Origin of the sequence: Sporosarcina sp. FSL K6-1540, from assembly GCF_038620285.1 — a bacterium.
GTDB classification, from domain to species: Bacteria; Bacillota; Bacilli; order Bacillales_A; family Planococcaceae; genus Sporosarcina; species Sporosarcina psychrophila.
The window spans coordinates 681,954-696,211 of record NZ_CP152018.1 but is presented as its reverse complement, the minus strand read 5'-3'; the positions used below and the strand labels follow the sequence as shown (position 1 = coordinate 696,211).

Annotated in this window: 11 protein-coding genes; 10 read left to right on the top strand and 1 reads right to left on the bottom strand. The window is 43.8% G+C overall.

Annotated features, from left to right (window positions below; genetic code table 11):
* The first annotated feature begins 38 nt into the window (after window positions 1-38).
* Genes MKY15_RS03160 through rbsB form a run of 3 tightly spaced genes read left to right on the top strand, consistent with a single transcriptional unit; the run spans window position 39 to window position 3,395 of the window.
* Entirely contained in the window at window positions 39-1,535 is a 1,497-nt protein-coding gene (locus tag MKY15_RS03160) for a sugar ABC transporter ATP-binding protein (protein ID WP_340740625.1), read from the top strand.
* A complete protein-coding gene (gene rbsC, locus MKY15_RS03155) occupies window positions 1,522-2,463 on the top strand; it encodes a ribose ABC transporter permease (RefSeq protein WP_342538946.1) in 942 nt (313 codons plus the stop codon). The genes MKY15_RS03160 and rbsC overlap by 14 nt, the downstream gene beginning before the upstream one ends.
* Before the next feature lie 14 nt (window positions 2,464-2,477).
* Complete coding sequence (rbsB, locus tag MKY15_RS03150) at window positions 2,478-3,395, top strand: ribose ABC transporter substrate-binding protein RbsB (protein ID WP_342538945.1); 918 nt, start codon at window positions 2,478-2,480, stop codon at window positions 3,393-3,395.
* Between the two features lie 977 nt (window positions 3,396-4,372).
* On the opposite strand, the gene MKY15_RS03145 is transcribed toward rbsB, so the two are convergent.
* Window positions 4,373-5,029 carry a LytTR family DNA-binding domain-containing protein gene (locus MKY15_RS03145; protein WP_067212257.1) on the bottom strand — a complete coding sequence of 219 codons (657 nt, stop codon included), beginning with the start codon at window positions 5,027-5,029 and terminating at the stop codon, window positions 4,373-4,375.
* Window positions 5,030-5,255: 226 nt separating this feature from the next.
* Here MKY15_RS03145 and aceA point away from each other — a divergent pair, with 226 nt between their 5' ends.
* The 7 genes from aceA (at window position 5,256) to MKY15_RS03110 (ending at window position 14,049) form a co-directional block, all read left to right on the top strand.
* Window positions 5,256-6,536, top strand: a complete 1,281-nt coding sequence (gene aceA, locus MKY15_RS03140; RefSeq protein WP_342538944.1) for an isocitrate lyase — start codon at window positions 5,256-5,258, stop codon at window positions 6,534-6,536.
* Window positions 6,537-6,576: 40 nt separating this feature from the next.
* Window positions 6,577-8,229, top strand: a complete 1,653-nt coding sequence (gene aceB, locus MKY15_RS03135) for a malate synthase A (protein ID WP_342538943.1) — start codon at window positions 6,577-6,579, stop codon at window positions 8,227-8,229.
* A 43-nt stretch (window positions 8,230-8,272) separates the two neighbouring features.
* On the top strand, window positions 8,273-8,401 hold the full coding sequence (yhfH, locus tag MKY15_RS03130; protein WP_156476085.1) for a protein YhfH: 129 nt from the start codon (window positions 8,273-8,275) through the stop codon (window positions 8,399-8,401).
* 141 nt (window positions 8,402-8,542) lie between these two features.
* The gene (locus MKY15_RS03125; protein WP_342538941.1) at window positions 8,543-9,709 is read left to right on the top strand and encodes an alanine--glyoxylate aminotransferase family protein; all 1,167 of its coding nucleotides are present in this window, start codon (window positions 8,543-8,545) and stop codon (window positions 9,707-9,709) included.
* Window positions 9,710-10,498: 789 nt separating this feature from the next.
* Window positions 10,499-10,876 carry a MerR family DNA-binding transcriptional regulator gene (locus MKY15_RS03120; RefSeq protein ID WP_342538940.1) on the top strand — a complete coding sequence of 126 codons (378 nt, stop codon included), beginning with the start codon at window positions 10,499-10,501 and terminating at the stop codon, window positions 10,874-10,876.
* A 4-nt stretch (window positions 10,877-10,880) separates the two neighbouring features.
* Window positions 10,881-12,407, top strand: coding sequence for an AMP-binding protein (locus MKY15_RS03115; RefSeq protein ID WP_342538939.1), 1,527 nt, complete (start codon window positions 10,881-10,883; stop codon window positions 12,405-12,407).
* Window positions 12,379-14,049 carry an acyl-CoA dehydrogenase family protein gene (locus MKY15_RS03110; RefSeq protein WP_342538938.1) on the top strand — a complete coding sequence of 557 codons (1,671 nt, stop codon included), beginning with the start codon at window positions 12,379-12,381 and terminating at the stop codon, window positions 14,047-14,049. The genes MKY15_RS03115 and MKY15_RS03110 overlap by 29 nt, the downstream gene beginning before the upstream one ends.
* The last annotated feature ends 209 nt before the right edge of the window (window positions 14,050-14,258 follow it).

Genomic DNA, 14,258 nt, shown 5'->3' with positions numbered 1-14,258 from the left:
ACCGTCAAAGACTGCTAAAAGAAAGTGGGTGAAGAAGTATGATTGAAATGACTGGGATTTCAAAGTCTTTTGATGGGAACTCCGTTCTTACTAATGTGGAATTCTCCGTGAAAAAGGGAGAGATTCATGCCTTAATGGGTGAGAATGGTGCGGGGAAATCAACGCTAATGAAAATACTAACCGGTATTTATGCACGTGATACAGGTGAAGTCAAAGTGAGGGGCAAGCTAGTCGATTTCAAAAACCCGAAAGAAGCAGAACATGCTGGAATTGCAGTTATACATCAGGAACTAAATATATTGCCAGATTTGACGGTCGCTGAAAATTTGTTTTTGGGGAATGAAAAGACGTTTGGTAAAAGTGGTATTTTAAAAACCAAAGAAATGAATAAGAAAGCAAAGGTGATTTTGGGAGAACTCGGACTGGATGTCGACGTAAAAACAGTTGCCCGGGAACTTTCGGTAGGTAAACAGCAAATCATTGAGATTGCCAAAGCGATGTCATCGAATGCAGAAGTGATTGTTATGGACGAGCCGACAGCTGCACTAACTGAGCGAGAAATCGTATCGTTGTTTGAAACAATCAGAGCCCTTCAATCGAACGGTGTATCGTTTGTTTACATATCACACCGGATGGAAGAGATTTTTGCATTATGTGACCGAATTACCATTTTACGTGATGGCAATTATGTTGGCGTCAAAGAGATTAAAGAAACGTCATTTGATGAAATTGTTCAGATGATGGTCGGACGCGAACTGGGTGAACGATTCCCAGAGCGTAACGCTACAATTGGTGATGTGAAATTGACCGCAAGTGGTTTAACACGCAACGGGCATTTCGAAGATATATCGTTTGAGTTGCGTAAAGGTGAAGTTCTCGGTATTGCAGGTTTGATGGGAGCGGGAAGAACCGAAGTTGCTCAATCCTTATTCGGTTATAAAAAACTGCAAAAGGGAACGATTTCTCTTAATGGAAAACCTGTGAAAATCAGCAGTCCACTACAAGCGAAAAAACTAGGTTTCGGCTATGTTACGGAAGACCGGAAGTCGGAAGGCCTTATCGTAGATTTCTCGGTAAAAGACAATTTAAGCTTAACGAATTTCAATAAAGTTTCAAGCAATGGCATCATCAAAGCGAATGAAGAGAAAGTGTTGTACGAAACAATGGTTAAACGGTTGGGTGTCCGAACGTCGGGTCCCAACCAAGCTGCCAAATCGCTTAGCGGGGGAAACCAGCAGAAAGTCGTTATTGCGAAATGGCTGGGTATCGAACCGAATGTGCTGATTTTAGATGAGCCGACCCGAGGTGTGGACGTCGGAGCAAAAAAAGAAATTTACTCGATCATTAATGAACTTGCCGAAAAAGGTGTCGCGATTTTGATGATTTCGTCTGAACTTCCCGAAATTATTGGCATGGCAGATCGGGTACTTGTCATGCATGAAGGTACTCTTACAGCCGAACTGCAAAAAGCTGAAATGACGCAAGAACGAATTATGCATTATGCTACGGGAGGTGACAAAGTTGCTCAAATCTAATACACAGTCGGTACTGCAAAAAATCGGACCCCTTATTGGGCTCTTATTAATTGTCATTATCATTTCAATCATGAGTCCGAATTTTCTTACGCTTAACAACTTACTCAATGTTTTAAGACAAGTGTCGATAAATGCGCTCATAGCATTTGGGATGACCTTCGTCATTTTGACAGGCGGCATCGATTTATCTGTTGGGTCGATATTAGCTTTAACGGGAGCGGTGACTGCCGGATTAATGGCTGGTGGAATGGACCCGCTTCTCGCGATGTTCCTCGGATTATTACTTGGTGCGGTTCTTGGTGCAATTAACGGCGTTATTATTGCCAAAGGAAAAGTTGCTCCTTTCATCGCAACACTTGCGACGATGACGATTTACCGTGGATTGACTCTTGTATACACAGAAGGAAAACCAATTTCAGGACTTGGTGATTCACAAGCGTTCCAGTTGCTAGGGAAAGGGTACTTCTTCGGAATTCCTGTCCCTGTTATAACGATGGCCATTACTTTTGGGATTTTGTATTTCATTTTGAAAAAGACTACATTTGGTCGCCGCGTATACGCAGTAGGCGGCAATGAAGAAGCTTCACGGCTTTCTGGAATCAGCGTAGATCGTATTAAAATTTACGTTTATGCACTGACGGGAATGCTAGCGGCACTTGCTGCAATGATTTTAACCTCAAGGCTAAATTCCGCTCAACCAACTGCGGGTAACATGTTTGAACTCGACGCTATTGCGGCAGTTGTCCTTGGGGGGACAAGTTTGACGGGTGGACGGGGTTGGATTGTGGGGACGTTAATTGGTGCACTTATTATTGGTGTTTTGAATAATGGTCTCAATCTTATCGGTGTATCCTCCTTCTTCCAACAAGTGGTGAAGGGTGCAGTTATATTAGTTGCGGTGTTATTAGATCGTAAAAAAACAGCTTAAGGGGATGTTGGGAAATGAAAAAAATGAAAATAGCATTGATCATGGCGATTATGCTCGTACTTGCAGCATGTTCAACAGAGGCACCAGGAGCCAAGAAAGATGAAGAAACTAAAGGTGGAGAAGGAAGTTATAAAATTGGTTTCTCCATTTCAACGTTGAATAACCCGTTCTTCGTAACATTGAGCGAAGGAGCAAAAGAGCAAGCGAAAGAAATGGATGCAACGTTAACAGTTATCGATGCACAGGATGATGCAGCAAAACAAGCGAGTGATGTAGAGGATTTAATCCAACAAGGCGTGGACTTGATTTTGATTAACCCGACGGATTCTAGCGCAGTTGTAGCCGCGGTTGAATCTGCAAACAATGCAGGAATTCCTGTTATCACAGTCGACCGAAGCTCTGAAGGCGGAGACGTTGTTTCTCATATCGCTTCAGATAATAAAGCAGGCGGAGAATTGGCTGGTCAGTTCTTAGCTGATTTAGTTGGCGATGGAGCAAAAGTTGTAGAATTGGAAGGAATCGCTGGTTCTTCGGCTGCGCGTGACCGTGGAATGGGCTTCAATGAAATAGTAAAAGGTAAATTGGATATCGTTGCTAAACAAACAGCGAATTTCAACCGTGCTGAAGGATTGACAGTTATGGAGAATATCATGCAAGCAAACCCTGACATTAAAGGCGTGTTCGCGCATAATGACGAGATGGCACTTGGCGCACTTGAAGCAATTGAGGCCGCAGGGAAAGAAGTTAAAGTTGTTGGATTCGATGCAACAGATGATGCAGTAAAATCAGTCGAAGCAGGAAAATTGGCTGGAACTGTCGCTCAAAAACCGGATCTTATCGGTAAAAAAGCAGTAGAAGCAGCTGTTCTATCACTTAAAGGTGAAACAGTGGAAGCGTCAATTCCAGTTGAATTGGAGTTAATCAAGAAATAATATGCTAATGAATTGCGAAAGCCGCCCTAGATTAATTTCCGGGCGGCTTTTTTTATTCCTTTGAGTGTCTAAATTAGTGTGTAGACCCGATTATATAACTCCACCAACCGAGCATATCCGCAGTCCAAACGATTATATACCCATGACACCGAGCATATCGACTGTCAAAGTGATCATATCCCAATGACATCGAGCATATCCACAGTCCAAGCGATCATATCCCAATGACACCGAGCATACCCACAGTCAAAGCGATCATATCCCACTGACACCGAGCATATTCACTGTCAAAGCGATCATATCCCACTGACACCGAGCATATCCACTGTCAAAGCGATCATATAGGCGTGACACCGAGCGTATCCACAGTCAAAGCGATCATATCCCACTGACATCGAGCATATCCACTGTCAAAGCGAACATATAGGCGTGACACCGAGCGTATCCACAGTCAAAGCGATCATATCCCACTGACATCGAGCATATCCACAGTCAAAGCGATCATATCCCAATGAAACCGAGCATAGCCACTGTCCAAGCGATCATATACCCATGACACCGAGCATAGCCACAGTCAAAGCGATCATATCCCACTGACACCGAGCATATCCGCAGTCAAAGCGATCATATCCCACTGACACCGAGCATGCCCACAGTCAAAGCGATCATATAACAATGAAACCGAGCATACCCCCACTGTCAAAGCGATCATATCCCACTGACACCAAGCATATCCACAGTCAAAGCGATCATATCCCAATGAAACCGAGCATACCCGCAGTCAAAGCGATCATATATCCTTGACACCGAGCATATCCGCAGTCCAAGCGATCATATCCCACTGAAACCGAGCATATCCACAGTCAATGCGATCATATAACCCTGCCAACCGAGCATATCCACTATTCAACCAATCATATAACCTCACCAACCAAGCATATCCAAACGACCAACACTCAACCTCGCCCCTAATCACCCTAAAATCCAAGCGCTTTCCTAACATCGGCCATATACGTCTGACCAACAGGCAACTCTGTCCCATCTCTCAATGTAAGTACTAGATTAGAAGTAATGTCCCTGGAAATGCGCTGGATAGATGGGATGTTAACAATGTAAGACCGATGGATACGTAGAAACGTCTTTGGCAGTCGTAATTGTAAATCTTTCAGCGTGTAGCTGATACAGAATTGTTCACTTGCAACATAAAACCAAGTTTTCTTTTGCAAGCTTTCTATATATGCGATCTCTTCAATTGGAATAGGACACCATTCTTCTTCCTGTTTGCCTGTGAGGAAACGAAAGGGTTCTTGTTTCAGTATATGATAGTTTGAAGGCAAAATGACAAGTAGTGCAGCGGGCTCGCCTTGGAGGTCAATCGGATAACCGATTCCATAATACGGGGACCCGAACAATGTGTTATCCATAACTTTATCAACTTTGAGTCGTTTATTAATTACTTTATCCGCAATGCTGCCGGGTACAACAGGTTGCCCTTCTATTAGTTGGATATCCTGAATGCCTTCCACATAATAAATGTAGCGGTCGCCCATGGCAATCGCGATTGCGGCGTCTTTCGGTATCCAATCACCTAGTATAGAAACATATTGTTCTAACGTTTCTCTTGTAATTACCATATTTGTTTCCCCCTTGTTTTCTATGAAACTCTAAAATAACAAACTACTTCATCATCGTAAAATCGAGTTCATCCTAAAATAATGCCCTTTCGTCGGAAAGTACAGACAACTTTGTATCTTCTGTTATATATTACTGTATAACAACTTCAGCTGTTATGAAACAGTGCTAAAGAATTAATTTCATAACTGGTTGAACATAAAAAAACTGGAAGGTGTGACTGTAGATATGACTAGACAAGAGCAGATTAAACAATTGGAGAAAAGCTGGGCGGAGGATAGCAGATGGAAAGGAATTGAACGTCCTTACACTGCCGAAGATGTTGTGAAACTGCGTGGATCTGTTTTAATCGAACAAACACTGGCAACAAAAGGTGCAACTCGCTTATGGAGTTCATTGCATGAAGAAGATTTCATCAATGCTCTTGGTGCTCTAACAGGAAATCAAGCTGTTCAACAAGTAAAAGCTGGACTTCAAGCAATCTATCTAAGTGGTTGGCAAGTGGCGGCAGATGCAAACCTTTCGGGTCAAATGTATCCGGACCAAAGTTTATATCCGGCAAATAGTGTTCCTTCTGTCGTCAAACGTATCAACCAGGCACTTCAACGGGCTGACCAAATCGACCACTCAGAAGGGCGCGTAGACGGTTTTGACTGGTTCGCTCCAATTATTGCAGACGCTGAAGCAGGTTTCGGAGGACCACTTAACGTATTCGAATTAATGAAAGGCATGATAGAAGCTGGAGCAGCAGGCGTTCACCTTGAAGACCAACTTGCATCCGAAAAAAAATGTGGACACTTGGGTGGTAAAGTATTGCTACCTACACAAAATGCAATCCGTAACTTAGTTGCTGCAAGGCTTGCGGCTGACGTTCTCGGCGTACCAACTGTTCTTATTTCACGTACAGATGCAGATGCAGCAGATATGGTCACAAGCGATATTGATCCAGTAGACGCTGAATTCCTTACTGGAGAACGTACACCTGAAGGGTTCTACCGTACAAAACCAGGTATCGATCAAGCGATTGCACGCGGATTAGCATATGCACCTTATGCCGACCTTGTCTGGTGTGAAACATCGCGTCCATCTCTGGAAGAGGCACAACAGTTTGCAGATGCAATCCATGAGAAATTCCCTGGAAAGATGCTTGCTTACAACTGCTCGCCTTCATTCAACTGGGAAGCAAATTTGGATGAAGCGACAATCGCGAAATACCAAGTTGAACTCGGCAAAATGGGTTACAAATTCCAGTTCGTTACACTTGCGGGCTTCCATTCATTGAACCACAGCATGTTTAACCTTGCACATGACTATAAAGACAATGGAATGGCGGCCTATTCAAAACTGCAACAGGCTGAATTTGCTAATGAAGACAAAGGGTACACAGCGACTAGACATCAACGTGAAGTTGGAACAGGATACTTCGACGAAGTGTCACAGATCATTTCTGGCGGTACATCTTCTACGACCGCGATGAAGGGCTCGACGGAAACCGCGCAATTTGTTTGATCTTTCGGTTCCAGTTGCTGCCACAATTCGAAGGGCATGAATGGTATCAGTAATTGGGCACCAACAACAATCGGGGAGGGTGATCAATCTGTCTACGAATCAAGTGACATCTCATACTATAAAAGTTTTAGGCGAACTGACTGCTGAAAGTGAAGAGATTTTAACGCCGGAAGCACTTGCATTCCTACAATCTCTTCATGATAACTTTGACGAAAGACGGAGAGAGCTTTTGGCTAACCGGCAACAGCGTCAAAGTAGCATCGACAGTGGAATAAAACTGAATTTCTTAGCTGAAACACAACATATACGGGATGGGGATTGGACAATTGCTCCCCTCCCGCATGATCTACAGGACAGACGAGTGGAAATTACAGGTCCTGTCGGTCGGAAGATGGTCATCAATGCATTGAATTCAGGTGCAAAAACATTCATGGCTTGTTTTGAAGATGCAACATCTCCCACATGGGCAAACATGTTGGAAGGACAGCTCAATATGAAAGATGCCGTTCGGCGGACGATTGAGTTTGAACAGCATTCCACTGGAAAGACATACAAGTTGAACGATGAACCCGCGGTGCTCATGATACGGCCGCGCGGATTGCATCTGCTGGAAAAGAATGTCGTAATTGATGGAGAGTCGATTGCAGGAAGTTTCTTTGACTTCGGATTGTACTTTTTCCATAATGCCAAGGAATTAATCGCTCGCGGATCTGGGCCATATTTCTACCTACCTAAGCTTGAAAGTCATTTGGAAGCAAGATTGTGGAACGATGTGTTTGTCTTTGCGCAGCAGCAACTTGGAATTCCAACCGGTACAATTCGGGCAACGGTGTTAATCGAAACGATTGCGGCGGCATTTGAAATGGACGAAATTCTATATGAACTTCGGGACCATTCAGCAGGTCTCAATTGTGGACGCTGGGATTATATTTTCAGCTATATTAAACGGCTGCGCAATCAACCGGACGTTATCTTGCCTGATCGTGGGCAAGTAACGATGACATCGCCATTCATGCGGGCTTATACATTGCTTTGTATTCAAACCTGTCATAAGCGCAATGCACCGGCAGTCGGTGGGATGGCTGCACAAATTCCAATTAAAAATGACCCAGAAGCCAACGCAGCAGCATTTGGCAAAGTAAGTGACGATAAACGCCGTGAAGCGACGGATGGACATGACGGAACGTGGGTAGCGCACCCAGGACTTGTCGCGGTTGCGATGGAGCAGTTCAACGAGCATATGCCGACACCGAATCAGATTGGTCGTAAACGAGAAGATGTCAAAGTTACCGCTGATGACCTGCTGGAAGTCCCAAAAGGAACGATTACGGAACAAGGCTTGCGAATGAATTGCAGTGTAGGCGTTCAATATATCGCATCTTGGCTCAGGGGGAACGGGGCAGCTCCTATTAATAATTTGATGGAAGATGCGGCGACAGCTGAAATTTCAAGATCACAAGTATGGCAATGGATTCGTCATCCGCAAGGGAAACTTAACGATGGGCCGGATATTACAGAGAAATTGGTTGCAAAAGTATTGCAAGAGGAACTGGAATTAATCAAACAGACTGTTGGTGACACTGCGTTCACTACTGATAAATATGAAGCAGCTGCAGAACTGTTTTCAGCATTGATCGTGCAAGATGACTTCGTTGAATTTTTGACACTGCCGGGGTATGAAAAATTAAATTGATTTACAAATGGAGGTAAAAAATATGAGAGTGGAGGAGATTTATATGCAAACAAACAACAATAGGAAAGAATTGCCGAGAAAGATTTGTCGTGAATGTGGATGTGAAATTGTAGAGCAGATTGAATCCCCATTGTTTGAGTGCGAGCGGTGTATTGGTTCGAATGAAGAGTGACATAGCAACGGCTCTATTCCTACAAGTGGAATAAAGCCGTTTTTACTTGCCTTGATCCAATATAAGAGGGTTTACTCAACAAGTATGGAAGTAGTACTAGAGCTAGTAATTGTATTTTGAAAATAAGTGGGGGGAAATAGAATGAGAAACGAAGAAATGTTACTGATACCTGGACCGACGCCTGTTGTCGATTCCATTTATGATGCGATGGCGAGTGAAACAAGAGGGCATACTGATCCGAGATTTGTTGCAATTTACAAAAATGCGATTGAACAGACACGTGAAATGTTGCAAACAGACGGGGATGTTTTTGTCGTTGCCGGGTCAGGAACGATTGCAATGGAAATGGCGCTTGTTAACACAGTCGCGGCTGGGGAAAAGATATTAGTTGTCAGCCAAGGTTATTTCGGTGACCGGTTCATTAAATTAGGACAAGCTTTTGGCATTGAGGTGGATGTGCTTCAATCGGAATGGGGCAAGCAAGTTACACCTGAAGAAGTGGAGGCGAAACTTGTTGAAGGGCATTATAAAGCAGTAACAATTACGCATGCAGACACATCGACTGGTGTTGCAGCTGATCTCGAAGCACTTGTACCAATCGTGAAAAAACATGGTGCACTTGTCATTTTAGATGGTGTTTGTGCAACGGCAGCGATGGAAGAAGATATGAGTAAAACATACGGCAATCCGGACTATAAAATTGATGTTATTTTGACTGGCTCTCAAAAAGCAATTGGCGTTCCACCGGGATTAGCGATTGTCGCCTTTAACAAAACCGCTTTGGCTGCTAGGGAGAAGATTGAACGCGTTCCGGCTTATTATTGCGATATCTACAATTGGATTCCTGTCATGAACGACCCTTCAAAATATTTTGCAACACCGCCAGTGAACTTGATTTATGCCTATAATGAAGGAATGAGACTCGTTCACGCAGAAGGCTTGTCGACAAGAATTATTCGCCATACGGCATTCGGCAAAGCGGTGCGAGCCGCGCTTTCTGAATATGGCATGAAAGCAATTGCCGATGAAAATGTAGCAGCATCAACATTGAGCTGTATCCTCTATCCTGAGGGTGTCGGCGACTCGGAATTCCGCGCAACGCTTGGTAAAAAAGGTGTGATTGTAGCAGGATCACTTGCTCATTTAGCAGGAAAAGCGTTCCGAATTGGGCATATGGGGAACACAACAGAGGAAATGTTGGAACAAGCGATTGAATTAATTGGTGACACGTTGAATGAAATGGGTCATTCAGTTGATTCGGCGAAGGCAGTTCAGCGGTTTAAGCAAGAAGTGCGTGTGGGTGTTTGAGATGGGGCTATCCTTTAACGGGTAGCCTTTTTTTATTGGAAAAATGGGTGAGAGATTATATAACCCGGCACCCGATCCTATCTGCGTGCGACGCGATCCTATCATCAGACACCCGATCATATCCGAGTGCGACCCGATCATATAACCTGGCAGCCGAGCATATCCGCGAGCGACCCGATCATATAACCCGGCAACCAATCATATCCGAGTGCGCCCCGATCATATAACCCGCCAACCGATCATATCCGCGTGCGACCCGATCATATAACCCGCCAACCAATCATATCCGTGAACGAACTGATCATATAACCCGGTAATCGATCATATCCGTATGTGGCCCGATCATATAACCCGGCACCCGATCAAATCCGCGTGCGACCCGATCCTATCATCAGACACCCGATCATATCCGAGTGCGTCCCGATCATATAACCTGGTATCCGATCATATCCGCGAGCGACCCGATCATATAACCCGGCAACCGATCATATCCGCGAGCGACCCGATCATATAACCCGGCAACCGATCATATAAGTGTGCGACCAATCATAAAACCAGGCACCCGATCATATCCGCGTGCGCCCCGATCATAAAACCCGCCAACCGAGCATATCCGCGTGCGCCCCGATCATATAACCCGCCAACCAATCATATCCGTGTGACACCCAATCATATCTACCAGCTAACTCTATTAATAAATTTCCATATCCTCACTTGCCATTAACGTTAACGTCAATGTTAAACTACTCATATAGTTGAAAATTCCAACACTTCAAAGGGGGAGCTAAAGTGAAGGATATTACTGAAGTTGCCCAGGCATATGATGTGTCGACCCGTACAATCCGGTACTATGAGGAACTTGGTTTGTTGAAACCCGACAGGACTGCGGGAAATAGAAGGATTTATCCGAAAGCAGAGGTCGTAAAGCTGAGACTGATTTTGCGCGGAAAAAGGTACGGATTCACGCTGGATGAAATAAAGGAGATGATTTTACTTTTTGACAAAGATCGGACTGGGATAAAACAATTGGAGCGGACAATCGATTTTGGCAATGAAAAAATCGGACAAGTAGAAACCAAAATTCAGGAGCTCACGGAAATGAAGATGGAGATGGAACAGCTTCTTGTGCAATTCACCGAAAAACTAACCAATTTAAAGGGGGATTAAGGAAATGAACAGTTCACAATTGTTGGAGCGTAATGCAAGAAAATATCCTAAGACTGAAGCGGTTATTGGAATGGGGAAACGCTATACGTATAAAGAACTTGATCAGCTTGTGAATCGTTTTGCGCACGGCCTCAAGCTTCTTGGAATTGGGCGAGGAGACAAAGCTGTTCTATATATGCCAAACGTTCCGGAATTTGTTATCGCCTATTTTGCAGTTCAGCGGCTTGGGGCAATCATTGTCCCGATAAATACCAAGATGACGCTGTCAGAAGTCGAATATGTACTTGAGAATTCTGATGCAAAAGCCTTCATCGCACATGACTTGCTGTTTGAATCAGTGAAAAACCTGGATAGCAATTTAGTGTTAATCAAAACAGGAGCCCCCCTAGACGATAAGTGGATCAGTTTTGAAACAGTACTCAATGATAATGATTCCTCAATTGAATGCAATTTACCCGATTCCAGTGAATCGACCATTTTATATACTTCCGGCACAACAGGTAAACCGAAAGGCGTGTTATTCAGTTATAAAAACATCCTAACAGTTGCACAAATGATTTGTGTTGAGATGGAAATTAAACCGGAGAGCCGCTTGCTCATCATGATGCCGCTTAGTCATTCTGCACCGCTCCATCTGTTTTTCATGGCGGGGTTAATAGTTGGTGCGACTAGCGTATTAACGCCAACATTCACACCTGATCTTTTAATTGATACTGTTGAACAAGAAAAAACAACACACTTCTTCGGGGCACCCGTCGTTTATTTATTGACAGCGAAGAATCCGAAGATGGAAACAGCTGATTTGTCTTCAATGAAATGGTGGATTTACGGCAGCGCGCCTTTATCGCAACCGGAAGTTGAATTTGTGCAGAAAAAGTTCAAATCGGATAACTTCATCTGTGTCTATGGACTGACAGAAGCGGGTCCAAACGGCACGTTATTGAGCGCAAGTGAACATAAAACGAAAGCAGGCAGTATTGGAAAACGGGCGGCGCTTCACGCAGAGTTTAGGATTGTTAATCCGAACGGGGAAGACGTGCAACAAGGCGAAGTAGGGGAAATTCTTTTACGTGGGGAAGGCAATATGCTTGGCTACTATAACAATATAGAAGCAACGGCTGAAACATTTATAGGGGACTGGTTGAAAACAGGTGACTTGGCGAAAATAGATGAAGACGGTTACATTTGGGTTGTCGACCGGAAAAAAGATCTGATCATTTCCGGTGGAGTCAATATTTACCCGAAAGAAGTTGAAGAAGTACTAATTACACATTCGGCAATTAATGAAGTGGCAGTAGTTGGCGTGCCGCATCCGGAATGGGGCGAAACGGTTAAGGCTTATTTTGCGGCAAGTGAAGTGCTTAATCTAGAAGAGGTTAAACAATTTGCGCAAGAACAGCTTGCGCAGTATAAAGTACCGCGTTTGTATGAACAAGTTGAGGCTCTACCGCGTAATGCATCCGGCAAGATATTAAAACAACCATTGAGAGAAGGCGAAGTAAATGGTCTTACAGCAAAGGTCGGAAATTGAAACACCATTGAATTTCTTTGAGCACGATGAGACATTACAAACACTATTAAAAGAATCCTTGTCTCCTAAATTTTACGATTATGCCCATTCAGAATTAACGAAATTTGGTTCACTAGTTGCCAATGAAATCGATGAACGTGCCAAACATACTGACCGTGAAGGGCAACCCCGTCTTGAAATCTATGACAAGTACGGAGATGATCGTTCACATGTCTGGGTCAATGAAGGCTATAAAAAGACAGTGGAAGAAACGTATCGGACAGGGATTGTGGGCTATGTTCATAAAGATATCCCGGAACTCGGCCATAAAGGAAACTACCTCTACAGTTTTGCGCAAGGCTACTTATTATCACAAGCAGAACCGGGATTCCATTGTCCTGTGACGTTGACGCAAGCCACAGCTTATTTGCTAGATCATTATGCTAATGAAGAAGTGAAGGAGAAGTTCCTGTCGCATGTTTGTGCAACGGGTGATACGGAGTTATTTGAAGGTGCGACATTTTTAACGGAGCGACAAGGAGGTTCAGACGTAGGTGCTAATGTCGTGAAGGCAGTGGAAGACGGTGAAAACTATCGTTTATTCGGAGAAAAGTATTTTGCATCCAATGCTGGAATGGCAGGCGTCGCTATGGTTCTTGCTAGAATGGAAGGTTCAGCAGAAGGCTCGCGCGGACTGAGTTTATTCGCGGTGCCTTGGAGAAAAGACGACGGTTCACTAAATGGTATTAAGATTCGGAGATTGAAAGATAAGCTTGGCGTGCGGGCAGTACCATCGGGTGAAGTGGAGTTTGATGGTGCTCTAGCTTATGTCGTGGGTGATCCCAAAAAGGGCTTCTACTATATGATGGAAGCGTTGAATTTATCACGAATTTGTAATGCCGTCGCGTCACTTGGCATCATGCGCCGTGCGTTCAACGAGGCCTTGATGTATGCAGAAAGACGCAATGCATTTGGTAAAAAGTTGACTGACTTTCCGATGATCCAGGAAAGTTTAGCGACCATGAAATCGAAGCTTGAAGTCAAACTGGCAACAACATTCGATCTCATTAAGCTCTTTGATAAAGTAACTTCTGGGAATGCATCTGACGAAGAAACTGCATTAAACCGCCTGAAGATTGCGCTCGTTAAAAAAGAAACCGCAGAACAGGCAATCCATTTCGCTCATGAAGCAATTGAAATGCATGGTGGAAATGGCTATATAGAAGACTTCGTCACACCGCGGTTACTTCGCGATGCACAAGTATTAACGGTTTGGGAGGGGACCGCGAATATTTTAGGATTGGAGCTCCTCAGGCTCGTCAATAAATTCAGTGCACACTTGTTATTCATTGACGAAATGACAGAAAGACTAGACGCTGTTCCCGAAAGTTCATGGAAACTACGGATATCCAATGCAGTGGAGACACTAGCAAAAGACCTCACGATATTTGCAAGTTTGAACCCTGACAATCAAACAATCGAAGCAAAGGGATTAATGCGCACTATGGCTTTACTTTATGAAGGGGTCGTTGCGCTTGAATGGTCGGAACAACATGGAGGTCGACATGAAAAGCTGATGGAGATTTTCATCGAAACGAATTGGCCAGAACGAACGATTGGGGAAGTGAAGAGGAGTGTGAAATATTTTAGTGATGTACTGTAAATAGCTGAATAACGATAAATCCCCTACGGCCACTTGGCATGCTAGGGGATTTTGTTTGTTTAAAATCGATAAATTAAAGTTGATATTCGTTAAATAACACATCGGCAATGGCTTGTTCTGTATCTTGAAATGTTCAATATGAATCGTGCAACACAACAAATTTTCCGTCTCTTGTCATGTGTAAATCTCTATGAAAAATAACGCACAAA

Bases quoted from the DNA above. Each gene is read 5' to 3' on its own strand.
- yhfH (WP_156476085.1), top strand. From the start codon at position 8,273: ATGCAAACAAACAACAATAGGAAAGAATTGCCGAGAAAGATTTGTCGT.
- MKY15_RS03110 (WP_342538938.1), top strand. From the start codon at position 12,379: ATGGTCTTACAGCAAAGGTCGGAAATTGAAACACCATTGAATTTCTTT.
- rbsB (WP_342538945.1), top strand. From the start codon at position 2,478: ATGAAAAAAATGAAAATAGCATTGATCATGGCGATTATGCTCGTACTT.
- MKY15_RS03125 (WP_342538941.1), top strand. From the start codon at position 8,543: ATGAGAAACGAAGAAATGTTACTGATACCTGGACCGACGCCTGTTGTC.
- MKY15_RS03115 (WP_342538939.1), top strand. From the start codon at position 10,881: ATGAACAGTTCACAATTGTTGGAGCGTAATGCAAGAAAATATCCTAAG.
- aceB (WP_342538943.1), top strand. From the start codon at position 6,577: ATGGTATCAGTAATTGGGCACCAACAACAATCGGGGAGGGTGATCAAT.
- aceA (WP_342538944.1), top strand. From the start codon at position 5,256: ATGACTAGACAAGAGCAGATTAAACAATTGGAGAAAAGCTGGGCGGAG.
- MKY15_RS03160 (WP_340740625.1), top strand. From the start codon at position 39: ATGATTGAAATGACTGGGATTTCAAAGTCTTTTGATGGGAACTCCGTT.
- MKY15_RS03145 (WP_067212257.1), bottom strand. From the start codon at position 5,029: ATGGTAATTACAAGAGAAACGTTAGAACAATATGTTTCTATACTAGGT.